Consider the following 25,293-nt stretch of genomic DNA (forward strand, 5'->3'; position numbering starts at 1 on the left):
CTAGCCATTGACAGCCTTGTCAATGGCTTTTTTAAAATTATCTACGTCACTACCAAGAATTAGATAATTTGAAAAACCAATATCCAAAAGAGCCTTGCCTACTTGCTCATCGTCAATATCACTATGAGCAAGTAGCTTAATCGATGGATATTTTGATCTCAATTTCTGTAGCTGTTCCAGTATATTCTTGTCGTAAAAATCAATGTCAATAATACAAACCTTTGGTATAGATTTTAAATCAGATAATTGAATTAATCCATCTTTAATACTTTCCGATCTAAACAACACTTCAATTCCTGAAGCTATGAGTTCGTTGTAAATCAGATCCAAAATTGGGCTTTTGCCATCGATAAAAGCAAGGGTGATTTTTTGTTGTGATGTACCAGTTTCCATATTTATTCTCGTATCAAATTAATGGATTGCCTGCACAAAAAAGAAGCGTAGGCAACTACAACTTATCGATACTGAGGCACTGGTATACCCGACAACGAATAAGCGAGCGCCCACGCCTAGCGTGAGCGTTCCTACTTATTGTCTTGTTGTCTTATTTTACTAAGTAAATATACTAAAGTCGTTTTAATTGATTAGCATTCTCTCTATAATTGTAACCCTTATCAATCTTTATCTCTTTTAAAAACAAAAAATCGGATAACCTTTTAGATATCCGATTCTCCTAAAAATGTAATTAGAAATTATTTTTGATTTGATTGCTCTGTTTTTATTGCCTTTTTTTCACGAGAGTAAACCCACACTGACAACAGCCCGAAAATAATCAGTGCATAAGCTATCCATTTACCAACTCGTTCAAGAAACTTAATGGTGACCTGCTTTTCATAAGACGAAAAGCCCTCTGCACCAGAGTGACTTCTTCTATAAAACTTTCTTCGGTTAATCCAGTAACGGAGTGCCAAACCTGCAACTAAAGATATTATCCCTATAACCAATGAAGAAATCATAACAAAATCACTTTAAATTCACATTTTAAATTTACAAAATAATTTTCCCACTCATTATCCTAAAAAAGAAATCCTGCCTTTTTATGACAGGATTTCTTTTTCTTTTTAATCACTACTATTGAACTGAAAACTCAATTGTTTTTCGTTCCCAAAACTATCCGAAATCCAAACGTCAAAGGATTGTGAAACTGCTGAAGTTGAAGTATAATACAATCGAAATTGTTCCGATGCCAAAGGATACAAATCATTCGGAAGATACGGAGGCTCATTATAATACTGCAAAGTACCTTGTCCGTCGAATTGGAAGTAGCGTAGGAAATATTGTGTGTTGCTGTAATTTCCTGTACGCTGTATGGTAATGCGTATCTCAACGGTCTGCCCATTGGTAACATCTTTAGGCACTGGCATTACATTGACCTCGAAAGGAAAATCGTTCTTTATTTCGAGTTCATCATCTTTGCTACAAGATACCAAAGTAACCGAAGCTGTAAAGATTGCCAATAGTACATATATCGCTAGTAATCCTATTCTGAATTTATTAAATATTGCTATCATCGTTTTATGTTTTAAAAGTTAAACCTTAATCCCACACCTGCGGACAGTCGGAACTGTCGCAAATCTGTACTCCATAACACTTTGGTACGCCCTTGCAAAACCAATACAAATCTGTCAGACAGGTACGTTTCAAAGGTCAGGCGACCACCGGCACCGTAAATGAAATTATCCTCACTCATTATTTTCGCACCATCATACAGCATCGTTTCGCCACGGTTGATGTTTTCGTAACCAACAACACCTGTTATCCCGGCATTTAGCGTGATATTCTTACGGGCATCACCTAATAAAAAGAAACTGTAACCTCCTTCTGCCGTATAGGTTTCCTGCGGTATACGGAGGTCTTTATAATCGTGGTATTGATGCGTGTATTCCAACGCCCAAAGCTGATAGTTACCGTTTTTGCCGTTTACGGTCATTGCTACATTGATGTAATAATCGTTGCTGATTTTATCATCAGACAAAATGCCTGTGCTTATCTCCAAACCTTTTTGTTTAGGTAGCATTCTTTGTGCCTGTGTTACTGTAATGGTCATAAAGAGCAACATCACGGTGTAGATATATTTTTTCATTGTAATTGCTTTAAAAGGTTATTAAAATTTCAGGTGCATATCATTGATTACACGGGCTTTGATCAAGTCCGAATTTTCCACCTGAAGCGTTTGGTGTCGTCCGCCGTTTTTCTCAAAGATTTCAATCAGCAACACCTTATTGTCGGCAATGGTAAACTGGTCTAACAGAAAAACATTTTGCTCGGTAGATTGTCCGTTTATTCCGTCTTCCAAAGGCTTATAAGTGCGAAGCGGTATCATAGGTCGTTCCTGTACTACGGTACGTTTGGCTACCTTTTTGTCTACTACCTTGAAATTGATAAAATCAATATTGAACGGTACATTGCTTTTGTTTCGTAATTCTGTATGGAAATAGTATTTCCCGTTGTGGATATAGATACCTTTCAGGATAAACTGAATACCAAAGCTCTTTGCCCCGATGTGTTTTACAATACGCTTATCTTTCTTGTAAATGGTTTCCAATAACAAGCCAGCCAAAGACGGAGAATTGTTGCCCAATTCTTCAAACAGCACATCGTTTCCATTGGATTTATCTACAGCTTTTTGCATTGTTAGCAGGTCGTAGCTCAACGCTACCGGGTAAGAACTGTAATATACATTGAAAGAGTAAAAACGACCATCATTGGTAATGACGGAAAAGTTGGTTTCGGCTTCAAAATTCCGAACCGATGCTTTTACACGCAATACGTTTTCTGCATCTTCTGCTTTTCCAGCAATCAGGTACTCACTTCCCAAATCCACATAACGAATTGCGGTAGGGAAAATCAAATGTGAAGTTTTATCGTAGGTAACTTCCATACGATAAGGTTCTATCTTGCCCATTGCAAGCGGTGTTTTTGTATTTGCACTATCCTGTGCAAAAGAGGTTACGGCAAAGCCGATAGTCAGGGCAACCGCCCAAAAGGTTTTAAAAAGATTTTTCATTATTTTATTTATTTGAGTTCAACATTATTGTTTGGAAACGAGAAAGACCTGATGACCTGCCTTTAAGGTAACTTTTGGCGTTCGTACTTTCTTGGCGAAATAGCCCGAAATTCCTTGCACTACACCACGGCTCAAATCGGCAGCAACTTGTTGTCCGGCATTCTGCGTGAGCATAAGACTTGTCCCTGATTGCTGACTCATGTTGCCAGCCATTTCAGTAAGGGCGTTCATTTCGGGAGAATATGGAACATACAGGCCTTGTTGTCCGTCTATATCATAGATAGTGATATCAACCGGAATGATATTACCTTCCAGTTCAACAGAGGTAATTTTAAGCTGTAAACGTCCGCTTTGAAACTTGGCATTAGCGGTTACAATCGTTCCCTGCGGAATAGTACGACTTGGTGTTTTTGCTGGTTCTAATAATCGCAAACGAACACCCGTTTCGCCAACCACTGTCTGCGCATCGTGTACACAGGCTTTGATACTGTTTTTGGGCTGTACTACTTGTTCGGTAGTACCTGCGGTATAAAACCCTCTGTTTCGAGTTTCACTCCAATTTTCCAAAAACTCACTATCTGTAGGCTCCCGATATAAAGCAGATACGGTATTCTTCCTTGCAGCAGTAAATGATACAAAATGCTCTTTTTTACTAGCACCCGAAACCACTGAAGTGGTACCATTTGTTGCGGGTACAGGTTGTTCTGCTGTGTTGGGATTCGTATTTGTCGGGAGATATTTTGCCGCCATCTGGTAAGATTTTTCCATTAATGCAATCTGGTCATCTACGGTTGTAGGCTTTGGCATATCTCTATCGGCTAGTTGTTCTTTCAACTCGTCCAATTGCTTGCGAAGCTCCATTGTTTCCGAATTGTTGTCCTGATAGAAATTGTCCAATGTGCTTTGTGCATTTCGATAGCTGTTTAATGCAAGACTACTGTTTCTTCCCGAATTTCTACTACCACCTCCATAGCCGGTGCTTTCATCATCATCTTCGGTAAATTCATCCGCAGGTTCTTTCTTGTCATCTGTGTTCCAATAATCTGAAAGCGTTGCCAAACCATTACGTTTCTCCTGTTCTTTGCGTTCCAGCATTTCAAGTTCATACGCCTTGCCTTTGTCGGCAGGCATTCCTGCTCCGGTAGCTTGTGGAACGGCATCGTTCAGCCCGATGTTTTCGATTTCCTTTTTGTCTTCCGACGGTTTGAAAATTAAATACATACAACCAACGAAAACAATACCCATCAAACCAAAAATCAAAGGTTTTTTAAGCTTTTTCATTTTATTCTCGTTACCGTTTTGCAGTAAATCGGCGGTTTTTTTCGGGTTACCCTCTGTTACCCGAACAGCCGACTTTTTGTTCTCATTTTCTTTCATAAATCTGATTTTTTAAAATTGTTGATAATGTGTCCTGCAACGTTGCAGGACTTTCGTTCTTTTTAAGGACAGGGTTTTCAATATGCTCTATCTGCATATCATTTTTTGAATTGCTTGTATCGTACCATACTTTGGCAACAACGCCTACAGTAACCAGCAGATAGCCAATAAAGAAGTACAGCGTGTATAGGTGTTGCTTCCTCAATGGTAGAGCCCTCCAACGGTCGTCCAGCTTGTCAAAAAACCTCTCCATATTTTCCCTGATTTTTTTCATATATCCTGTTTTAGCGTTCGATGACCTCTATATCCTTGTTCTCTACCACCGCAAATTTTTCGATGTTAAAACCTTGTGGATTGTTGTCGGAACGAACGGAGTTTACGAGATAGCAGGAAGTAACCAGATTACGACGTGTTACATTACTAGACCTTATGATGAACTGCTTTGCGTAGGTACGCACCGCATATGGATAACTGTCAAAGTTGCACACGACACTATCCACCTCTATGCGTTGCTGTACATTACCCGAAATGATACGGCTGTAGTAACCTTTTTCCGATAGGTCTTTGTAATAATCGAAAGCACTTTTATCGGCAAGATTGAATGCCCTGCTCATATTGCTCTCGATTGCATTCTTATCTGGAGCAAGGGTAAAGAACAGCTCGTGAAAACGCCTTACGTGTTCCCGAGCCTCAACAGGTCGGTTAATATTGGCATCTTGCGACAGGGCAAGCATTAAGGATTTACCGTTATCCAGTACATAGATTTTTTGGCGTTGCTCATCGGCAAAGCTGTAGGATTTCCATACGGCATATCCTACAATACCAATACAGAGAACTGCAAATACTATGGCATACAAACGTATCTGCCTAAAGCTGTTTTCTATATTTCTTAAAGTTTTAAATTCCATTTTTAACTGATTTAATTATTTTATTTTCCCATTAATTTTCCACCGATATTTCCTGCTGCTGAACCAGCTCCTGCACCTGCAATATTTCCAGTTTTCATAGCTGCTTGGTTTACGTTGCGTGTAAAGTTTCCTGCACCTCCGGCTTGGATTACCCATCCTGTAACTGTTGGTATAGTGAAGTATCCGATAATGCCGATAATCATAAAAATGATGTACACTGTATTGCTCGTATCGGGTATATAAGTTGGGTCTGCTAGCATAGCTATATCCCGTTCTAATATGAGGGATTGTATTCTTGCCAGCATAGAGCTGAACAAATCCGAAACGGGAAGCCAGAGATATACACTGACATACCTGGTGATCCATTGTGTGAGCGTGGACTGAAAACCGTCCCATACGGAGATGGCAAAAGCAATTGGACCAAGAATGCTTAAAACAATCAGGAAGAACGTTCGGATAGTATCGATGACTAAAGCCGCAGCTTGGAATAGTATTTCAAGTAGGTTACGAAACCAATCTTTGATAGCTTTTTCGATCTTGTAAGCTTGTCTGTCCATATACATTCCTGCCATTGTTCCAATATCCGATGGCGACCAACCCAGTTCCTCCAGCTTTTTATCAAACTCTTCGTCCGATACCATATAGGCTGTTTCGGGGTTTCTGACCATTGCTTCATATTCCAATTGGTCTTTCTGCTGTTGTAGCTTGTTCAGATCAAGTACCTGGTCTTCGAGTATTTGATGGGTTCCTGTTACAACAGGACTTAATACCGCATTAATGGTTCCCAACACAATAGTTGGGAAAAACATAATACAGAGTCCTAAGGCAAATGGGCGAAGTAATGGGAAAACATCAATAGGTTCGGCACGACTTAAAGCCTGCCAAACCTTTAATGCTACATAGAACAAAGCTCCCAATCCTGCCAAACCTTTCGCAACCGCAGCCATATCACCTGCAAGAGGCATCATATCATCGTATAGCGAACGCAGAAGTTCGTGAAGATTATCCCATTCCATAATTTACCAGTATTTTTGGTTAGAAGTTCCGTACAGATCAAGCACTCTTTTAGCATCATTTTTCTTTTTTGCTCTCAGGTAACTTACTGATATGTTCTTATTGGTGTAATAGCGTACAAGGCTGTGGTATTCTTTTACTTCTTTGTACACACGATCAATAATATCCATACGCTCTTTGTCATTCAGTGAAAGACTTGATGCACTGATGATCTGTTTCAATTCCTTTAGCAGTTCAGTACTTTCATTCAGCAGTGCTGAATACCCGTTACCAATGGCTACTAATTCATTTGGTTTGAAATTCGGATCGTTCATCATCTTACCGAAATTGGTCACATACATTTCGGACACATCGCCCACCAGTAAAACTGTTTGTTGCACCTTACGTGCATCTTTTACAAGGTTGTTGATAGCTTGCAGTTTATCGTAGTATTCCTTGCCTTGTTTGTACACTTTTTCAACCTCTTTGAAGTTCTTTACGACATTGCTTACCGTAGAGGAAGTCTGTACAATTTCGTTCGCACTGTTGAGGATACCTGATGCTAAATTTGCGGGGTCAGTCACGACAAATTGAGCTTTTGCTGACGGTGCTACGACAAACATGATTGCCGTGAGCATCATTAAAAATATTTTTTTCATTGTCTTGAAATTTTTGATTGTTAATTACTATTGATTTAAGTTGTCGCGCCTTTGCATAGCGATATGCTTAATTGCGAGTTCCACGTTACCGCCCAGTTCGGAAGCGAGCTGCATCACTTCCATTTTTTCGGTTTCTTCTGTCGTATAAGCGTAGGATAAGGACCCGGCGCCTTGCCATATTGACTATGGTAGGTTTCCAAGAACTCTCCCCCGAACCGTACGTACCTGTCTCCAGGTATACGGCTCTCCATCAATTTATTCAGTCTAACTTGCCTGCGTGTATCTTATCGTGGCATTTTGAGCATACTGCCAAGGTTTTTCTTCTCCTTGCACTCATTCGTTTTTCCCAGTCTTGCTTACCTTTCAGGTCTTTCAATTTGCGTATATGGTGCATTTCCAATTTCTCGTTGGCACCGCATAATTCGCATTTCTGGTTTTGCAACCTTGTTATAAGGCTGTTTCTTCCTCCTGTAATGGTAACCGTGACAGGTAAACTATCCACGTAAGCACCACGGGCAGCTTTTTGGCGTTTGAAACCCTCTTTGTAAAAGCGTCTGTACATTATATCTCCTTTCCTGTTGTTGTAGGGAATGGAAAACACTCCGTTGATACATCTTTTAGTCTTTTCCTGACTGATTGAAGTTTGGTATTTCAGTGCATACGTTTTGTACATACTGTACTCCAAGATGTAAGAAAATGACTGGACAAACGAGCTGTTGTTGGCAATTGAGTAATAATTGTAAAAGCCCCGTATTTCAGCGTTGTACTGACTGATGATTTCTAAGTCATCCAAGTCTTTCATGAAATAGCGTGAGCGTGGTTTCCAAACTTCTGTGCCTTTTTCATTTACCAGTTTCATGGCATTATAGCTCAGTAGCTTTTTCTTCATCACGTCTGCTGTGACACGGAGTACAATCTTATCTCCGAAACATCTTACGGTTCTACCGTGCTTATCTCTCTTGGATTCATCGGAGTTTCGCACGGAGACATCAAAGCCTAAGAATTTGGCTGGTTTCTTAGCATTAGTCACCAAGGTTTTTTCATCAGACAGTTCAAGTTTCAGCTTTTCATCAAGGTAAACCTTGATGTCTTCCTTTATCTTTTTGCAGTCTTCTTTGCTACCTATGACCCCGATAAGAAAATCGTCCGCATATCTAACGTATTTTAACTTTCTGAAACTGCCATCCATCTTGTCATAAGCTGGATATTTGTTTCTTTCCTGTCTCAACTCTTTGATGTACTTAATCATCTGCTCTCTGACAGTTTCGTCTGTCTCACATTTGAGTTTCTTGGCCAAGCGGTATCGTCTCTGTTCGTGTACCCTGTACTGGCGTGTTGCCGTAGTTCTTTTACCCTTATCGAAGTCCTTGATATAATCCTTGACATATTTATCGAGTTTATCAAGGTAAATGTTGGCAAGGATGGGGCTTACAATCCCACCTTGCGGTGTGCCACTGTATGTTTTGTGGTACACCCAATCTTCAATATACCCTGCATTGAGGAACTTTCGTATCAACCGAATGAGCCTGTCGTCAGCGATACGCTCCTTTAGAATACCAATCAATATTTCGTGATTGATATTGTCGAAGAAGCCTTTTATATCGCCCTCGATGAACCACCGTACAGCAGTGAATGACTGTTGGACGCTTAATAGGGCTGTGTGACAGCTTCTATTGGGTCGGAACCCATGTGAAGTATGCTCAAAGCTACCCTCATAAATTGCTTCCAATATCATTCTGATAACCTCCTGCACTAATTTGTCATCAAAAGATGGTATACCAAGCGGACGTTTCTTCCCGTTCTTTTTCGGAATGTATGTCCTCTTGGATGGGTTTGGCTGATAGGTCTCGTTTCGCAACGATGCAATCAGCCTTTCAATGCGGGATATACTCATTCCGTCGATGGTCTTTCCATCAACTCCTGCTGTCATATTGCCTACTTTACTGTAGATTTTCTGATAGGCGATAAAGTACATCTCTTCATTGAACAGAACCTTGTACAGCCTTTCGAACTTATAGTCCGTGTTTCTGCTGTGCCTTATTAGACTGTTCAATACTTTTTCTGGATTTCTCATAATGTCTCTCACATTTTCCGTTAATCGTATTAAACTAAATTGACTGTCTCCCTTCGCCATGTACAGGGCTTTCCCCTGCTCGGACTACTACGGAGACTCCGTTGCCGTATCGGATATTCAGGAGCTTTTTCCATAGCCACGCCTGTGGCATTCCGACTTAGGCAATCCCCATTTAGACATATAGCAACTATTGGCACGTTAGATTGTCGGATGCGATGTTCGCCCTTTTCTGCTTATTGCAGTTACGTTGTGGTCTGTTTATGCTATCACTACTACCTGTCATTAGGATATTACCACAAAGTGACGTTGGTAACTGTCTTCCGTCACTGCCTAAGAACTGACCGTTCGGACTGTCGTTCAATCAATCAAGACTTCATCCTTATATCTAACTTTTCAACTCGCCATTCAGTCGCAACACGACAATTAGTTGACTTATGGCTTTTCCGACATGCTACACTCCCCGTCGGGTTTCCCGTTCGGATAAGTCGGCTGTTGATGGGCGTTATAAACACTTGCCCAGTGGTTGCCAAACCACATTCACTATATGCCCTTATGGGCGCACCAAATATTCTTCAAGGCTTACTTCCGTTGCGTACACTGCCGAGTGTGTTCCGCCCAATCCAATCCAAACTTCCTTGTACAAGCGACTGGCATCGTTGTTCATATTGATGGAGAGAACCTGTGCTTTTTCTTTCTCAGTAAGCCCCAGCATTGCCTGTATATCATCAAATTTGTTCATATACTTACGCTGGTCGAGCAGGATTTTGCAATCGGAATTGTTGATGATACTCTCTTTCACAATCGGAGATTGGATAATATCATCTACCTCCTGTGTTACGACTATGGCTTCGCCAAAAAACTTTCTAACCGTTTTAAAGAGATACTTTATGTATTCAGCCATTCCTTCCTTTGCGATTGCTTTCCAAGCCTCCTCAATCAGTATCAGTTTGCGAATACCTTTCAGTCTTCGCATCTTGTTGATGAATACCTCCATAATGATAATGGTAACTATTGGAAAGAGGATTTTGTGGTCTTTAATCGCATCAATTTCAAACACGATAAAGCGTTTGGATAAAAGGTCTAACTGCTTGTCCGAGTTCAGCAGATAGTCATACTCGCCACCTTTATAATAAGGTTCTAAAACATTGAGGAAATTGGCTATATCAAAGTCTTTTTCACGAACCTGTTTTTCTTCGAGTACCTTGCGGTAATCTCCTTTCACATATTCGTAAAAGCCATTGAACGATGGGAAAAAGCCCTCGCTTTTTATTCGGTCGATATAACCTGAAACCGCATTGGAAAGAGCAACTTCCTCTGACCTTGTAGGCGGTTCATCGTCACGTTTCCAAAGCGTGAGTATCAAAGTCTTGATACTCTCACGCTTTTCAATGTCGAACACACCATCATCGGTGTAAAATGGATTAAAGGCAATCGGGTTATCTTCGGTATAAGTGAAGTAAACACCGTCTTCGCCTTTAGTCTTTCCTTTGATTAATTCGCACAACCCCTGATAGGAGTTACCTGTATCTACCAGCAGTACGTGAGCACCTTGCTCGTAGTATTGCCTAACCATGTGATTGGTAAAAAAAGATTTACCAGAACCTGACGGACCAAGAATAAACTTGTTCCGGTTCGTGATAATGCCACGCTTCATTGGCAAATCCGAAATATCCAAATGAATAGGTTTTCCTGTAAGCCTGTCAGCCATCTTGATACCAAATGGCGATGGTGAATTGTGATAATTGGTTTCTTCGGTAAAGAAACATAAGGCTGGCTCAATAAAAGTGTAAAAACTTTCCTCGCTCGGAAAATCACCTGCATTGCCTGGCATTCCTGCCCAATACAGGGTAGCTACATCAGTTGTATTGTGGCGTGGCTTGCATTCCATTAATGCTAATGCACTACCGCAATCGTTTTTCAATTGTTTGAGTTCCACAGGATCTTCCGACCAAGCCATAATGTTGAAGTGTGAACGAACTGAAGAAAGTCCGAAGGAATGGGCTTCGTTCAGGTACTTTTCAATCCATTCTTTGTTGATTTGGTTGGCACGGCTGTACCGAGCCAGTGAGTGCATATTCCTTGCTGACTTCTCAAACTTTTGCAGGTTATCTTCGCTATTATCTAAAAACAGGTATTGGTTGTAGATGTGGTTACAGCTCAACAATAATCCCACAGGTGCAGCGAAGGATAAACGACAGTCGCTTCGATCAGTGGAAAGTTTTTCAAATCGGGTATCCGCCGAAACGGTTGCAGGCAGGTCGTCTGTATCGGACAAGGTATGCAGGGACAACCTTTTGTTTCCAATACGGACTTCTTCAGCACTGAGTGCTATATCCTGCATTGCCGTTCCGTTTTCTCTTGACAGCGTTAGGTATTGTTCCAGCAATCCCTGTGTTTCGTCCGTACCAATGATATCGTCTTCAGTCAAACGTCGCAGGCTTATAAAGCCGCTATCGTTCACAATACGCTCAAACTGAGCCACCACTTCCATAAATCGGTGTATCGTTTCTTTATTGATTTCCTTTGGAATAAGCGTACCCTTACAAAGCGAACTGAAATTACTTTGCATATGCATTCTATTCTTGGTCGTCTTGGTTAGAAACAGATAGCAATAATGGTTTAGGAATGGTCGCTCGTTAAAATGACGTTGGTAGGATTTTGACAGAAAACTTTGGTCTTCCTGTGCCAGATCGGGAGCGTAGTTTTCTTTGATGTACCAATCCTGTTTATGAATGACTGTAAAGTCTGGCAAGGTTTTGATTGCCTTGTGCCAAGCGGAATGGATAGCCTCGTATTCTGCCGACGCAACGGTAAACAGTTCTGGCAACCGTACTTCAAAACAGGCGGTAATGTCTGCATCTTTAGAAAGAATGCAGTTGTTCTCTATTGCTAGCAAAGGAAATTTGTTTTCCAATGTGGCTGTCTTAGCTACATTTCTCATACGGTTTTGGGTTTAGGAGTGAATCTTAAATACCTGTGTACAGGCTTGCGACAGATTATGTAGCGAGGATGCCTTTTTATGGCTCCCAACTTCATCAGTCCGTGTTCGCCATATTTCCTGTTCAGTGAAAAAGTCTGCCATACGATGAGTGAAGCACCTCCGGTTCCGAGTAATAGACAGATGTAAGAATTTACACCTGCCATATACATTATCATCACGAAGATTAAGGTACCGAGCAATCCACCTACGAAGATGAAAAGGTACTGTGCTTTCAATCCCTTAAATTCTACCGTTCTTCCGATGCCTTTGTTGATATTGTAATTCATAAGGCAAAAGATTAAAGAAAGAATGAACGTAGAATAGTAGCCGCTACAATCAGGAAGATACACGCACCGAACCATGAAGCTGCCGTCTTCGAAGTATCGGGGTCGCCACTACTGAATTTGTTGTACACCTTAACGCCTCCGATAAGCCCAACCACCGCACCGATGGCGTAAATTAATTGGGTTGCGGGGTCGAAATAACTTGTTACCATTTGGGTAGCTTCGTTGATCCCAGCCGAACCATTTCCCTGTGCGAAAGAACCAATTCCTGACAACATCGCTACGGTTGCCAGCAAAACTTTTTTTCTTTGTTTTTCCTTAATTGAAACACATTAATTTGTTTTTGTTATCCCACACCTTGCGGGCTTTCGGGACAAAGATGTTTCGGAAATCAAGGGGTTATAACAAAGTGGCAGTCAAAGGAATGATTTGGCGTTGAGTGGCATAAATATTTATCAAAATATTTTGATTGTAAGAAAATCTTACATACTTTTGTATGAAATTCTTACAATCATGGAAATATTAGAATTAGAAAAAGAAATAATTGAGATTATACAAGAAGTTTGTATTCATCAAGAAGTTGAAGAAGTCGTAAGTGGAAATTTCTATCCTGGAAATTTCATTATGAGTCAAGTGTTAGTTTCCATTTTTTCTCAAATTGAGATTAAAACAGGTATTACTATACCAAATGATTGCTATATTTTCCATGATCAAAAAACGAAGAAACAATTAAATATAAAAGAGGCTGCAACGAAGCTATTAAAATTGTCAAAAAATGAACAATAAGGGTACTATGACTGAAAGAGAACAAATTGCTGAAAGATTAAAAGAAGCAAGGGTTATGTCTGGCTTGTCGCAAGAAAATGCTGCAAAAATCTTACAAATACAAAGACCAGCTATTTCTGAAATAGAAAGTGGAAAACGAAAAGTAAGTGCAGAAGAGATTATTCAATTTGCTAAGTTGTACAAAGTAAGCACTTCATGGCTTTTGTTGAAAGAGGAAAATGAATCGGCTTTAGATGAGCAAACAAAAATTGCTGCAAGGGAATTGGGGAAAATGGATGAATCCGACAGAAAGAAGCTATTAGAAATCTTAAGAATACTTCCGAAATAAATGAATGAGTTATATACAAGTGCTATCCGAAAAGCAAGTGAAACAAGACTAAAATTAGGGCTCAGTTTATATGAGGCTATAAACATCTACGATGTTTGTTCTAAATTAAACATAGATGTACAATTCGTTGATATTAATATGGAAGGTCTTTATGTAAATAATATCATTATGAACAATACAAGCCAACCCAAAATTATAATTTCACGTCTACGTCCGTTCCCAAGAAGAATTTTTACTTGCGGACATGAATTAGGTCATCATGTTTTTAACCATGGATTAAAATTAGATATTCTTACAGACGAAAATGACAACTCAAATTACAAAAGTGATGATGAGAAATTAGTTGATGCATTTTCTGCTCATTTGTTAATGCCAATTGCTTGTGTACAATCAGAGTTCAAAAAAAGAAAGCTTGATTTTAATACCGCAAGAGAAATTGATTATTATATAGTTAGTTCTGTATTAGGGGTTGGATATCAAACGTTAATTACACATTGTAAAGTCAATATGTTAATGAATGAATATAAATACATGGAATTATCTAAACATACACCTTCCAAAATATTCAAAAAGCATTTTGGCAACGTTGAAGAAAAAGCATATTTCAAGATTATTGATTTTAAAACAAATAATCAACCTATTGATTTAGAAGTTTCAAACTACTTAGTTATTCCTTCTGATTTAGAAGTTGATAATAACTATTTAGAAAAGATAAAAAGCACAGAAGTTGGGACACTATATTTAGCGAAAAAATCTGGAATATCTTCCATTTATTCAACAAGTGGTGAAACCAGTTGCTTTGTGAGAATCCAACCACAGAACTATATTGGTTTTGCGGAATATAGACATTTAGAAAACTAATAAAATGAATATACCAGTACTAATAGAAGAGAATAATTTATCGAAAGCATGGTGTAAAGTGTTACAACATATAATCGATAACTCGGGTAATGAAATTACACCATTAGTTTTGACTTTATCTGATTTTGACGAGGATAACACTATAAAAAACGAATTGAACAAAGATTTGGCAGAACACCAACTAGATTCAATTGATATTGTTTCTGAAACAATATTTCCACAATCTTTATATCTGTTTAACAAAAGTAACCGGCAAGAGTTGTTTAGATTGTATTTAGAAAACGTTTTACCAAGACTAAAGAAAATTGATAAGCGAAACAGTGCAGGAACTTATTTTGAACGCCTTATAGCATTTGGAGACAGTAAAAAGAATCAATTAGAAATAATAATTGATTCTTTAAGTGAAGACTCTAAAATAAAACGTCGCTCGAAATCACAAGCTGCTATTTTTGACCCATTAAAAGACCATAAAAATGGCGTATTCCAGAGTTTTCCTTGTTTACAACATGTTTCATTCTATAAATCAGAAAATGGAGGATTAATAATAAATAGCTTTTATGCTATGCAGTATTTGTATCAGAGAGCTTATGGAAACTGGTTAGGGTTAATCAATCTTGGAAAGTTTGTAGCACAGCAAGCTGGATTAGAATTGGAACGATTTAATTGTTTTGTTGGAGTTGAAAAATTAGACCATTTAACAAAAGCTCAAGCAAAAGGATTAATAATTAAAATGAAGGTAGAAAACTAATGAGTACAATAGCTAAAAAGCAGAACACTTTTACAATATATAAGCCATTATTACCTGCTAAAACAACAGAGGTATTTGATAGCTATTGGAGGTTTGCGGTATTACGACAAGATGTTTTTTTTAGTCGAATACAAGGGGATAAATATCCTTGGACAAACGACCCCATTTTATCTAAACATAAATTTACAAATGCTTACAGGGCTTCGGATAGAGTAAGTCAGTATTTAATTAAGGAAGTTATTTACAATGATGATTATTCTAACTCACCCGATGAAGTTCTTTTTAGAATACTGTTGTTCAAATTGTTTAACAAAATTGACACATGGGAATTGCTAAAAAAAAATATTGGAGACTTAAATTATGAAGAATTTGATTTTAAAAGGTATGATAAAGTTCTAAGTAAGGCTTTCGCAGAAAAGAAGACAATCTATTCAGCAGCATATATAATGCCTTCTGTAAGGCAATTTGGCTACGAGCGAAAACACTCAAATCATTTAAAATTGATAGATTATATCTTGAAAAAAGACACTTCTATACAACTTATGGATTGTAACAAAATGCAACAAGCATTTGACATTGTTAAAAGTTTTCCGGGATTAGGCGATTTTTTAGCGTATCAAATTTTAATTGACATTAATTACTCTAATATAATTGATTTTTCAGAATCAGAATTTGTAGTACCTGGCCCTGGAGCTTTAGGTGGAATAAGTAAATGCTTTGCTAATACAGGAGGGTTAAGCAATGTTGAAATCATTAAACTAATGACCGATAGGCAGGAAATGGAATTTGAAAGATTACAGTTAGATTTCAAAACACTTTGGGGAAGGCGATTACAACTGATAGATTGTCAAAATTTATTTTGTGAAGTAGATAAGTATGCAAGAGTAAAACATCCTGATATAAAAGGCAATAGTGATAGAGTAAGGATTAAGCAAGTGTACAAACTTAACTCTAAACCTATTGACTATTGGTTTCCTCCAAAATGGGGAATTAACGAAAACATTATTTCTGATTTAAAGAATAAAATACTATGATAAAACAAATTAAGAAAAAGTTTTTTGACGACAACTATATATCTGGGGAGCAAATCCCTAGATATTTTAACGTGTCATTTAAAGAAGTAGGAAATGACCAAAAGAACGAAGTAAGAGTAATTTTTAATGGAACTGAACAACTTGGAGATGTTATTAATGACAACTCTTATAAAAATGATTACTATCGTTATCATGATATATTTCATTATTCGTTTGCCGCTCTATTGGGATGGTCTCCATGTACAAGAGCCATGATGAAAAGAAAACGAAAAAGTAACACTTTGGTTGATGAAATAGAAGACGGTGCAAGAGCCACAATTACGGAGGAAGCAATTTCTATGATTATATTTAATGAAGCAAAAAGAAAGAATTTTTTTAAAGGAAAATCAAAAGTATCAAAAACTACTTTGAGAATAATTAAAGAAATGACAGAGAATTTTGAAGTAAGCGTTCGTACCTCTGAAGAATGGGAATATGCCATATTACAATCTTATGCTGCTTTTAGATTTCTGATATCAAATCAGGGCGGTCTTATAGAATTTGATACAGCAAATAGAAAATTAAAACATATTTCATTTTAGTAATGATTATTTCAATTGGCTGTGATATAGTAGAACATACTGTTTCACGAAAGTTAGATTGGGAAAATAATAGAGCTATACAATCTAGAATCTTTTCTAATAGGGAGTTAGACCTCTGTCCAGCAAAAGGAACACTACAATTTCTTTCGGGTAGATTTGCGGCAAAGGAGGCTATTCTAAAATGCTTGTTTACAGGTATGGAAGACGGAATTGCTTTAACCGATATTGAAATATTAAAAGAAGATGCAGGAAGACCAAATATAATCTTATCAGGTACTCCACTACACCTATCTATATCTTTAGGGATTAAGAACTGGCATGTTAGTATAAGCCATTCTTCTTCTTTCTCTCAGGCTTTTGTTATTGCTGAAGGATAAAAATCCTTACACAAACTCCCCAATGTCAAAATCATTCAAATCACTTTTCCGCAAAGTGGAAGAACTGGCATCCGTTTCAGAAATGATTGTGCTATCCAAAAGCTCGGCAATTTTTCTGGATGCACCGTCTATGGAATTTTCCAGTAGACTGAATAATTCGGTTCCCTGTATTTTCTGAACTATAGCTATCGCTGTTTCCTTTTGGGCTGTTTCCAACTTTTCTTTTTGGAGCAATACCCCCACGGAGCTTAGTTCTTCAAAAGTAACCCCTTGGGCTAAACCATTATTGCCACCGGATATTCCATACCTTTTCCATTCTTCTTCCTCTTCCTCAAAATCAGGCGTATTACTAAAAACCTTATCCAGCTCTTCCTGCGGAATTTGAATACCTAAGTTTTCATTCTCGTCGTATTCTATGTCTAAATTATCAGGATTAAAATTTGGTTCCTCCACTTGGCGATCAGTGGCGGTGTTTGGCACTAATTGGCTTCTTATAGATTTCGGTTGTCCCATTATATCTGGATGATTAGGATTGACTTTTTCCTGTTTCGGCTTTTGCTCCGACCTCTTTTTGATAACAATCTTATCATGCAACAATAGCCCAATGACTATCAGCAGGCATATTACAATTAATGTTTCCATAACTATTAAATCGGTTTATACTTTTCGTTATAGCTCTTGGTAATCTGTTCGGCAAATTCCTGAAAATGATAATCCAGTAAGTTGTCCAAATAAGCATAAATAGTAATCTTATCTTCGCCAATCACCTGTATGATGCGTGTCAATTTTTCATGAAATTCTGGTCTGATATAAACTGTTTTTCCGTCACGGGCATTGGTGTCTGATTTCTTAAAAAATGTACTTTCGTAATCTACTTCAGAATTTCTCTTACTACGGATCTTATCCCTGACAGCCTGTTTCTCCTGTGATAGTTCCTTTGGCTTAACGACCTCCGTTTCGGTTATTTTTGGTTCAGGTTCCGGTGGAAGCTGTAACCCTTCTTTCTTTACACCGTCAACCATCAGATTCATCATTAACTCCTCGTCAATATCAGGAGTAATTTTTTTCTTATTATCTTTTTCCATAGGGATTATAATTGAATGATTTTTAAAAATTCGTTCATAAAAAGGTCTAGTTGGCAGGCGTTCATCAACCTTTCGTCCGGAGGCATCAGCGTTGAGCGAAAAATAGCTTTGCTGCTCACTTCGCTTTCTTTGCGAAAGCGTGTGCTGTTTTTGACTTGGCTTTGCATCAGACTAAATCCCAAATCATTGATAAGGTTGTTATACACATCGTATAAAGGTGTGCTCTCCCTGCCATCAACCTGGTTCCAGAACAGGTTGATCGTTTTTATGGAAGTTTCACCTTTTTTCATAATCACATCTTGCAAGAGCTGTGTGAAAACGAGCGTGCTTTCCATTACTACACGATCTGCCGTGATTGGCGTAAAAATGTGGTGCATTCCCGCCAATGCTTTCAGAATACCCGGCGTGTTTACCGTTCCCGGAAGGTCAAAAAATACAGCATCAATTGAAACCGGAGAAGCCTCAACAAATTCGTTGGCTGCTTCCAGTACGCTATCCGCTCTGTGTTGAATAATCTCGTACGCCTTTTTGTTTATAGTGGTAAACTGTTTGTACGCCAACTTTTTCAAAGCCTCGTTTTCCATTACCATTTTCAAATCACGCTCTTTCATTTTCAACAGGCTATGCTGTGGAAAATCTGCATCAAATACAGCTACATTGTAACCCAAACGATAATGCAGGATGCTTGCCGCAAGTGTTGTGAACGTACTCTTACCTACACCGCCTTTTTGAGAAGAAAAGGCGATAAAAACTGTTTTGTGTTTTGCATTCATCTTTTTAACTTTTTTTAAATTATTTATATACTCATTTACGTAGGTGCCTATGTTTGCAGTCTGCTACATATTTATCTCTGCATATAGGTATGTTTCTCAATACAGATATATTTAGACAGGCATTTATGCACCTAAACACATACCTCTGTAGGTGTGCAGGTAAGTAAGTTTGTATCGAAAAACCTACTTACTGATATGCCTGCATCTCTACAGATAGAATTACACAGATAGGTATCTGAAGATGTACTTTCCTATGTACTTGTTTTTTTATCTATCTACCTCGATAGTTATATACTTAGCTTGTTACGTGCATAACTATTTATGCAGGTCGGTACAAATAAAAAGAGATAAATAAGCAGTTCCTTCAATGTGGCAGTTTTTGGCGTTCAAAGGCAGTTTTTGGCACTGTGTCACAGTACAATGCTTTCAAAAACAAGCCTTTACTTTGTGTAATGATTTTTATTAACGGATTTATGCAAAAGTCTTTTGACATATCAGGTGGCAACGGGAACGGCAACAAGCCGTTTTTCCCTGTTACATTCAATCCGACCCGTAGGGCGGATTATTGTGTTCATCAGAACACGGCAAGTTGTGTTTTAAGGCACTCGAAACCGAGTTAGTGCCTAAAACAACTTGCCCTGCCGGGAGCTAAAAAACACTCTCCGAAGTCGAGGTTTTGTGTAGATTAAAAATGGATTAGTGATGAACGACAACAGTAACAAAAAACAGAATAAGGGCGGACGGATACCTAAGACCGACCCAAGCATCCACCGCCACGTTTTCCGTCTTACAGACGAAGAAAATGCCAAACTTTTATCGCTTTTTGAAGCATCGGGAATGTCCAATAAAGCAAAGTTTATCATTTCCCTGCTGTTCAGTAAGGAAATGAAATCGGTCAAAATTGACAAAGGAACGGTTGATTTTTATATGCGACTTACTTCTTTTCACAGCCAATTCCGTTCTGTGGGTGTGAACTATAATCAGATTGTGAAGCTGTTGTACCGTCATTTTTCCGAGAAAAAGGCGGCGGCATTTCTCTATAAATTGGAAAAACAGACGGCTGAAATGGCGGTGTTATGCCAAAAAATCATTCAGATAAGTGAGGAATTTGAAGCAAAATATCTGAAAAAACAGCCTTAGAAATGATAGCAAAGATTGGTAGAAGTAGAAATTTATACGGTGCATTGGCTTACAATCAGCTCAAAGTGGAGAATGAAAACGGACTGATTTTGTTCGCCAATAAGATAATTGAAACCGCTAACGGTCATTATTCCGTTGCACAATTAGCCCAATCTTTTGCTCCTTACCTTATAGCCAACCGCAATACAGAAAAGCATACGGTGCATATTTCGCTCAATCCGAACCCGAAAGACAAGGTTAGTGATGACAAGTTTAGGGAAATGGCAGAGGAATATATGAGGGAAATGGGTTACGGCGAACAGCCTTTTGTTGTGTTTAAACATACCGATATTGACCGCAGCCATATCCATATCGTATCGGTTTGCGTGGACGAAGAGGGCAAAAAGATTTCGGATAAGTTCGAGAAAATGCGGTCTATGAATGTATGCCGTGAACTTGAAAGGAAATACAGATTGATACCAGCAACAGACAAAGAACATAAACAAAATGATAAGGTATTCCGTCCAGTGGATTATCGGGCTGGCGATGTGAAAAGTCAGATAGCTTCGGTAGTACGACACCTGCCTAACTATTATCAATATCAAACTTTGGGAGAATACAATGCTTTGCTTTCCCTGTTCAATGTTACGACCGAAAAAGTGGAAGGCGAATTGCAGGGAAAACCACAGCAAGGTTTATTATACATTCCGTTAAATAAAAAAGGCGAAAGAACTGGACACCCGTTTAAGGCTTCGTTGTTTGGAAAAAATGCAGGATTTCCAGCTTTGGAATTACATTTTGCGAAATGCAAAACGGCTTTGAAAGGCAATCCAATCCAAAAGACTTTACAATCCGCAGTTACCATTGCCCTGAAATCAACAAGCGATGAGCAGGCTTTTAAAAAGCAATTAGCTGAACAGGGCATTAACGTAGTGGTGCGTAGAAATGATGCTGGGCGTATTTACGGAATGACTTTCATAGACCATAATTCTAAAACGGTTTGGAACGGTTCACGTTTGGGCAAGGAACTTTCTGCCAATGTCTTTAATAATTATTGGAACAATAACATCAAACCAGAAATTAAAGAACCTGTTTTACAGCAACCCAAGCTACCCACATCAAATGATACGGATATTCCTGCGGAAGAACCACACCATTTGTTTGACTTTTTAACTACGGAAAAACACGAAGACGGTTTGATTGAAGCATTAGGCGGTTTATTGCCCGAAGCCCAGAGCGAAGATTACGAAGAACAGGACTTTGCTAACAAGATGAGAAAGAAAAGGAGAAAATAAAAAAAATAGCATACTTTTTATTTCTTGACAATTAATAGCTCTTTACCCCAATCATTCAGTTTCCAAAGTACATCTACTAATTTTTCCCCAAGTGGTGTAAGTGAATACTCAACACGAGGTGGAAGTTCATTAAATATTTTCTTGGTTAAAATTCCGTCTTGTTCCAGTTCCTTTAAATGCTGATTTAAAACACGCCTGTCCACTTTTGCAATACCTCTTAACATTTCACTTGGACGTTTTTCGCCTTCATTTATTCGCCATACGATAGGGATTTTCCATTTTCCGCTGATAGCATTTACAGCAAATTCCAATGGACAAATTTTTTCTTCTATCGCTCGTTCCTTTGTTTTCATAAAATTGACTTTTTTATCCCATAGGGACAATTATATGCGGTATTGTAGTTATGAATTTACTTTCAAAACTTTGCAAAAATATAAAATAAGATATGAAAAATTTAGAACAACAGATTAACGAACTAAATGAAAATTTAGCAAAACAACTTCCGACAGAAGTTTTAGAGGTATTCGGTAAATCTATTCAGGATTTGAAAGCTAAAAATATGGAAGATAGCAGTATCAGCGTAGGCGATAAGTTTCCAGATTTTAGTCTGCCAAATACGAGCGATAAGACCGTAGCGTTAAAAGAGCTTTTACAAAACGGAAAAGTGATAATAGCTTTTTTTCGTGGCAGTTGGTGTCCTTATTGCAATCTTGAACTGAAAGCATTGCAGGATAATTTGAAACAGATTACAGGTAAAAATGTAACGCTCATTGCTGTTTCCCCTCAAACGTCCGATTATAGCGAAGAACTCAAAATCAATCACCATTTAGAATTTGAATTATTGACAGATAAAAACAATGCTTTGGCTAAACAGCTTGGTATTACGTTTGAACTTCAAAACTATGTAATTCCGACTTATAGCAGTTTGGGTATAGAGCTGTCAGAATACAACGAGAATAATAATAACGAATTGCCTGTTCCTGCCGTTTTTGTGATAGATACAAATAGTAGCATTGTCTATAAATTTGTTGATACCAACTATATGAACAGGATAAATATACAAGAACTGATAGAGCAATTATGAACGAAGTAAAACGAAAAGGAGCAAGAAGCACAAAGGATATTCCGGCAGAAATATTGGCACAGCTTAATTCTGGAGAAATCGAAACAGCTAACCTCGTAGAGTGGTTAGCTGTTGATCAGCGTCTGTTACTAAAAAATTTGCTTACAGAAAATCAACGAACAGATTATCTGAAACCAATTCTGAACAAAATCGACCAACTGAAAAAGCAAACTGTAAATACAATAAACGAAGCTATCGGAACAGGAATTTTTGAGCAAACAATACAGCATAATGATAGTGATTTCTTAACCGTATTATCTCACCACAAAGCCGATTTAGTTCGCTGTTGGGCAACTTACACCATTGGCAAAAATGAAAAGTTGAACATTGCAGAAACACTCAAACAAATTCAACCTTTTTCAGCAGATAAACATTTTGGAGTAAGGGAAATAGCTTGGTTAGCTGTACGAGCTAAAATTTCTCAAAACCTTACCCAAAGCATTCAAATTCTTTCGGAGTGGACATCAAACGAAGATGAAAAGATCAGAAGATTTACTACCGAAGCAACAAGACCATGTGGAGTATGGTGCGAACACATCGAAGAATTAAAGCAAAATCCCGATTTGGGACTGCCAATATTAGAAGCCTTAAAATCCGACAAATCAAAATACGTGCAAGATAGTGTAGGTAATTGGCTCAATGACGCAAGTAAAACCCACCCCGATTTTGTAAAGGCACTTTGCAAGCGGTGGGAAAAAGAAAGTGAAACAAAGGAAACGATTTACATTCTAAAAAAAGCATTGCGGACTATCAATAAGCCGTAAATATTATTAATTTGGTTCAGCCAAACACCGCCACGCACCGCCATAGAATGCCAGATTCTAATAACCACTCGGCACAGCCCTTAAATTCACGCCCGAACATTAAAACTCAAAATAATGCAAGGAGAAGACGATTTAAGAGGGCTTGCCAAGATAATGGCTTTTATGCGAGCAGTAAGCATCATTATAGTATTGATGCATTTGTATTGGTTTTGCTACGGTTTCTTTATAGAACGTGGCTGTACGTTAGAAGTCATCAACGAAATATTAAGCAATTTTCAGCGAACGGTAGGGCTGTTTTCGAATACCTTATATACCAAAGTATTTGCTTTGGTTTTGTTGTCTTTAAGCTGTTTGGGTACTAAGGGCGTTAAAAACGAAAAGATAACCTGGACTAAAATCTATGTGGCTTTAGCTATCGGTTTTATCCTTTTCTTCCTGAACTTTCCATTATTAAAGCTACCACTGAACACTGCTACATTTCTGTATATCCTTACCACAAGTTTAGGTTATATCGGCTTAATGGTAGCCGGAGTATGGATGAGCCGTTTGCTTCGCACCAATTTAATGGAAGATGTTTTCAATAATGAAAATGAGAGTTTTCAGCAGGAAACAAAGTTGATGGAAAATGAGTATTCTGTCAATCTACCCACCAAGTTTTATTACAAAAATAAATGGAATAACGGTTGGATAAATATCGTAAACCCGTTTAGGGCAACGATTGTGTTGGGGACACCGGGTTCGGGTAAATCGTATGCTATTGTAAACAATTACATTAAACAGCAGATTGAGAAAGGCTTCTCCATGTACATTTACGATTTCAAGTTTGACGATCTTTCTACCATTGCCTATAATCATTTGCTGAAGCATCGAGACAAGTATAAAATTCAGCCGAAATTCTACGTGATAAATTTCGACGACCCACGTAAGAGTCACCGTTGCAATCCACTCAATCCCGACTTTATGACGGACATTTCAGATGCTTATGAAGCAGCTTACACGATAATGCTGAATCTTAACAGATCGTGGATCCAGAAGCAAGGGGATTTCTTCGTGGAAAGTCCGATTATCTTACTAGCTGCCATTATCTGGTATCTAAAAATATATGAGGATGGCAAGTATTGCACTTTTCCCCACGCCATAGAATTGCTGAATAAAAAGTATTCGGATGTATTCACAATTCTTACCTCATATCCTGATTTAGAAAATTACTTATCACCCTTTATGGATGCGTGGCAAGGTGGAGCACAAGACCAATTACAAGGGCAGATCGCATCGGCAAAAATCCCTTTGTCAAGAATGATCAGTCCACAACTATATTGGGTAATGACTGGCGATGATTTTTCACTGGATATCAACAATCCGAAAGAACCAAAGATTTTATGTGTTGGGAACAATCCTGACCGTCAAAATATTTACTCCGCAGCATTGGGTTTATATAATTCAAGAATTGTAAAACTCATCAATAAAAAAGGACAATTGAAAAGTTCAGTTATCATAGACGAGCTGCCTACCATTTATTTCAGAGGGTTGGATAATTTGATTGCAACAGCTCGTAGTAATAAGGTAGCAGTTTGCCTAGGATTTCAGGATTTCTCACAATTAATACGTGATTATGGAGATAAGGAAGCTAAAGTGATTCAAAACACAGTCGGCAATATTTTTAGCGGACAAGTTGTAGGAGAAACGGCAAAAAGTCTTTCGGAACGTTTCGGGAAGGTTCTACAAAAAAGGCAGAGTTTAACCATCAACAGAAATGATAAATCTACTTCTATTTCAACTCAGTTAGATAGTTTAATACCGGCATCTAAAATATCGACGCTAACACAAGGGATGTTTGTAGGAGCAATTTCAGACAATTTTGATGAACGTATTGAACAGAAAATATTTCACTGTGAAATCGTAGTAGATAATGACAAAGTAGCTTCCGAAACTAAAGCCTATCAAAAAATACCGCAGATTTTATCTTTCACAGATAAGAACGGTACAAATAATATGAAACAAGAGATTGAAAAAAACTATCGGCAGATAAAATCAGACGTAGTTCATATAATTGAAAGTGAATTGGAGCGAATTAAAAACGATCCAGATTTGCAGTATTTGGTGCAAGAGTGATAAAATAAAAGGAAGATGTTAGATC

30 protein-coding genes and 1 pseudogene are annotated in these 25,293 nt (G+C 38.2%); 12 read left to right on the forward strand and 19 right to left on the reverse strand.

The features are described 5' to 3' along the window. From FNE73_RS06890 to FNE73_RS06965, 15 genes and pseudogenes are all read right to left on the reverse strand, one after another. Positions 1-393 carry a response regulator gene (locus tag FNE73_RS06890; RefSeq protein ID WP_143884025.1) on the reverse strand — a complete coding sequence of 131 codons (393 nt, stop codon included), beginning with the start codon at positions 391-393 and terminating at the stop codon, positions 1-3. 299 nt (positions 394-692) lie between these two features. Further along, entirely contained in the window at positions 693-956 is a 264-nt protein-coding gene (locus FNE73_RS06895) for a molybdenum ABC transporter permease (protein ID WP_143884026.1), read from the reverse strand. Positions 957-1,061: 105 nt separating this feature from the next. After that, positions 1,062-1,511 carry a DUF3872 domain-containing protein gene (locus FNE73_RS06900; protein WP_143884027.1) on the reverse strand — a complete coding sequence of 150 codons (450 nt, stop codon included), beginning with the start codon at positions 1,509-1,511 and terminating at the stop codon, positions 1,062-1,064. Between the two features lie 11 nt (positions 1,512-1,522). Continuing rightward, positions 1,523-2,083 carry a conjugal transfer protein TraO gene (locus FNE73_RS06905; RefSeq protein WP_143884028.1) on the reverse strand — a complete coding sequence of 187 codons (561 nt, stop codon included), beginning with the start codon at positions 2,081-2,083 and terminating at the stop codon, positions 1,523-1,525. 21 nt (positions 2,084-2,104) lie between these two features. Beyond that, complete coding sequence (gene traN / locus FNE73_RS06910; protein ID WP_143884029.1) at positions 2,105-3,007, reverse strand: conjugative transposon protein TraN; 903 nt, start codon at positions 3,005-3,007, stop codon at positions 2,105-2,107. Between the two features lie 24 nt (positions 3,008-3,031). Continuing rightward, positions 3,032-4,384: a conjugative transposon protein TraM gene (gene traM / locus FNE73_RS06915; protein ID WP_143884030.1), complete on the reverse strand. Its 1,353-nt coding sequence runs from the start codon at positions 4,382-4,384 to the stop codon at positions 3,032-3,034. Further along, on the reverse strand, positions 4,371-4,658 hold the full coding sequence (locus FNE73_RS06920) for a nitrogen regulatory IIA protein (protein WP_143884031.1): 288 nt from the start codon (positions 4,656-4,658) through the stop codon (positions 4,371-4,373). Before FNE73_RS06920 ends, traM begins: the two co-directional genes overlap by 14 nt. Before the next feature lie 10 nt (positions 4,659-4,668). Continuing rightward, positions 4,669-5,292 (reverse strand): conjugative transposon protein TraK, encoded by a 624-nt coding sequence (gene traK, locus FNE73_RS06925; protein ID WP_143884032.1) that lies wholly within the window; start codon positions 5,290-5,292, stop codon positions 4,669-4,671. A gap of 20 nt (positions 5,293-5,312) precedes the next feature. Beyond that, entirely contained in the window at positions 5,313-6,308 is a 996-nt protein-coding gene (gene traJ / locus FNE73_RS06930) for a conjugative transposon protein TraJ (RefSeq protein WP_143884033.1), read from the reverse strand. A gap of 3 nt (positions 6,309-6,311) precedes the next feature. Then, complete coding sequence (locus FNE73_RS06935) at positions 6,312-6,944, reverse strand: DUF4141 domain-containing protein (RefSeq protein WP_143884034.1); 633 nt, start codon at positions 6,942-6,944, stop codon at positions 6,312-6,314. Positions 6,945-7,203: 259 nt separating this feature from the next. Continuing rightward, positions 7,204-8,193: an HNH endonuclease gene (locus FNE73_RS17050; RefSeq protein WP_228429973.1), complete on the reverse strand. Its 990-nt coding sequence runs from the start codon at positions 8,191-8,193 to the stop codon at positions 7,204-7,206. A gap of 135 nt (positions 8,194-8,328) precedes the next feature. Beyond that, a pseudogene (locus FNE73_RS17055) lies at positions 8,329-9,078 on the reverse strand (reverse transcriptase domain-containing protein); the annotation flags it as partial. Positions 9,079-9,568: 490 nt separating this feature from the next. After that, a complete protein-coding gene (locus FNE73_RS06955) occupies positions 9,569-11,959 on the reverse strand; it encodes a TraG family conjugative transposon ATPase (RefSeq protein ID WP_143884037.1) in 2,391 nt (796 codons plus the stop codon). Continuing rightward, positions 11,956-12,285 carry a DUF4133 domain-containing protein gene (locus tag FNE73_RS06960; protein ID WP_143884038.1) on the reverse strand — a complete coding sequence of 110 codons (330 nt, stop codon included), beginning with the start codon at positions 12,283-12,285 and terminating at the stop codon, positions 11,956-11,958. The genes FNE73_RS06955 and FNE73_RS06960 overlap by 4 nt, the downstream gene beginning before the upstream one ends. Before the next feature lie 11 nt (positions 12,286-12,296). Then, complete coding sequence (locus FNE73_RS06965; RefSeq protein ID WP_262711334.1) at positions 12,297-12,578, reverse strand: DUF4134 domain-containing protein; 282 nt, start codon at positions 12,576-12,578, stop codon at positions 12,297-12,299. A 217-nt stretch (positions 12,579-12,795) separates the two neighbouring features. Here FNE73_RS06965 and FNE73_RS06970 point away from each other — a divergent pair, with 217 nt between their 5' ends. Genes FNE73_RS06970 through acpS form a run of 7 tightly spaced genes read left to right on the forward strand, consistent with a single transcriptional unit; the run spans position 12,796 to position 16,997 of the window. Continuing rightward, on the forward strand, positions 12,796-13,068 hold the full coding sequence (locus tag FNE73_RS06970; RefSeq protein ID WP_143884039.1) for a hypothetical protein: 273 nt from the start codon (positions 12,796-12,798) through the stop codon (positions 13,066-13,068). Continuing rightward, positions 13,058-13,396, forward strand: coding sequence for a helix-turn-helix domain-containing protein (locus tag FNE73_RS06975; protein ID WP_228429942.1), 339 nt, complete (start codon positions 13,058-13,060; stop codon positions 13,394-13,396). Before FNE73_RS06970 ends, FNE73_RS06975 begins: the two co-directional genes overlap by 11 nt. Then, complete coding sequence (locus FNE73_RS06980; protein ID WP_143884040.1) at positions 13,397-14,257, forward strand: ImmA/IrrE family metallo-endopeptidase; 861 nt, start codon at positions 13,397-13,399, stop codon at positions 14,255-14,257. A 4-nt stretch (positions 14,258-14,261) separates the two neighbouring features. Continuing rightward, positions 14,262-15,005 (forward strand): thymidylate synthase family protein, encoded by a 744-nt coding sequence (locus FNE73_RS06985; protein WP_143884041.1) that lies wholly within the window; start codon positions 14,262-14,264, stop codon positions 15,003-15,005. Further along, entirely contained in the window at positions 15,005-16,039 is a 1,035-nt protein-coding gene (locus FNE73_RS06990; RefSeq protein WP_143884042.1) for a nucleotide kinase domain-containing protein, read from the forward strand. Before FNE73_RS06985 ends, FNE73_RS06990 begins: the two co-directional genes overlap by 1 nt. Then, positions 16,036-16,620 (forward strand): nucleotide pyrophosphohydrolase, encoded by a 585-nt coding sequence (locus FNE73_RS06995; protein ID WP_143884043.1) that lies wholly within the window; start codon positions 16,036-16,038, stop codon positions 16,618-16,620. The genes FNE73_RS06990 and FNE73_RS06995 overlap by 4 nt, the downstream gene beginning before the upstream one ends. A 2-nt stretch (positions 16,621-16,622) precedes the next feature. Then, a complete protein-coding gene (gene acpS / locus FNE73_RS07000) occupies positions 16,623-16,997 on the forward strand; it encodes a holo-ACP synthase (protein ID WP_143884044.1) in 375 nt (124 codons plus the stop codon). 6 nt (positions 16,998-17,003) lie between these two features. Here the strand turns inward: acpS and FNE73_RS07005 are convergent, their stop codons facing one another. The 3 genes from FNE73_RS07005 to FNE73_RS07015 are packed head-to-tail and all read right to left on the reverse strand — an operon-like array spanning position 17,004 to position 18,855. Further along, the gene (locus FNE73_RS07005) at positions 17,004-17,639 is read right to left on the reverse strand and encodes a conjugal transfer protein TraD (RefSeq protein ID WP_143884045.1); all 636 of its coding nucleotides are present in this window, start codon (positions 17,637-17,639) and stop codon (positions 17,004-17,006) included. A gap of 5 nt (positions 17,640-17,644) precedes the next feature. After that, on the reverse strand, positions 17,645-18,082 hold the full coding sequence (locus FNE73_RS07010; RefSeq protein ID WP_143884046.1) for a DUF3408 domain-containing protein: 438 nt from the start codon (positions 18,080-18,082) through the stop codon (positions 17,645-17,647). Positions 18,083-18,087: 5 nt separating this feature from the next. Continuing rightward, positions 18,088-18,855, reverse strand: coding sequence for a ParA family protein (locus tag FNE73_RS07015; RefSeq protein WP_143884047.1), 768 nt, complete (start codon positions 18,853-18,855; stop codon positions 18,088-18,090). Positions 18,856-19,557: 702 nt separating this feature from the next. Here FNE73_RS07015 and mobA point away from each other — a divergent pair. Further along, complete coding sequence (gene mobA / locus FNE73_RS07020) at positions 19,558-19,995, forward strand: conjugal transfer protein MobA (RefSeq protein WP_065720161.1); 438 nt, start codon at positions 19,558-19,560, stop codon at positions 19,993-19,995. Between the two features lie 2 nt (positions 19,996-19,997). Continuing rightward, a complete protein-coding gene (gene mobB / locus FNE73_RS07025; protein WP_143884048.1) occupies positions 19,998-21,269 on the forward strand; it encodes a conjugal transfer protein MobB in 1,272 nt (423 codons plus the stop codon). A 17-nt stretch (positions 21,270-21,286) separates the two neighbouring features. Here the strand turns inward: mobB and FNE73_RS07030 are convergent, their stop codons facing one another. Beyond that, on the reverse strand, positions 21,287-21,622 hold the full coding sequence (locus FNE73_RS07030) for a winged helix-turn-helix transcriptional regulator (RefSeq protein ID WP_143884049.1): 336 nt from the start codon (positions 21,620-21,622) through the stop codon (positions 21,287-21,289). Between the two features lie 92 nt (positions 21,623-21,714). On the opposite strand from FNE73_RS07030, the gene FNE73_RS07035 reads away from it, so the two are divergent. The 3 genes from FNE73_RS07035 (at position 21,715) to mobC (ending at position 25,268) form a co-directional block, all read left to right on the forward strand. Then, positions 21,715-22,353 carry a peroxiredoxin-like family protein gene (locus FNE73_RS07035; protein ID WP_143884050.1) on the forward strand — a complete coding sequence of 213 codons (639 nt, stop codon included), beginning with the start codon at positions 21,715-21,717 and terminating at the stop codon, positions 22,351-22,353. Beyond that, positions 22,350-23,156: a DNA alkylation repair protein gene (locus FNE73_RS07040; RefSeq protein WP_143884051.1), complete on the forward strand. Its 807-nt coding sequence runs from the start codon at positions 22,350-22,352 to the stop codon at positions 23,154-23,156. Before FNE73_RS07035 ends, FNE73_RS07040 begins: the two co-directional genes overlap by 4 nt. A 114-nt stretch (positions 23,157-23,270) precedes the next feature. Beyond that, complete coding sequence (mobC, locus tag FNE73_RS07045; protein WP_143884052.1) at positions 23,271-25,268, forward strand: conjugal transfer protein MobC; 1,998 nt, start codon at positions 23,271-23,273, stop codon at positions 25,266-25,268. Positions 25,269-25,293 lie beyond the last annotated feature (25 nt).

The sequence above is a fragment of the Chryseobacterium binzhouense genome (genome assembly GCF_007474545.1).
Classification (GTDB): domain Bacteria; phylum Bacteroidota; class Bacteroidia; order Flavobacteriales; family Weeksellaceae; genus Chryseobacterium; species Chryseobacterium binzhouense.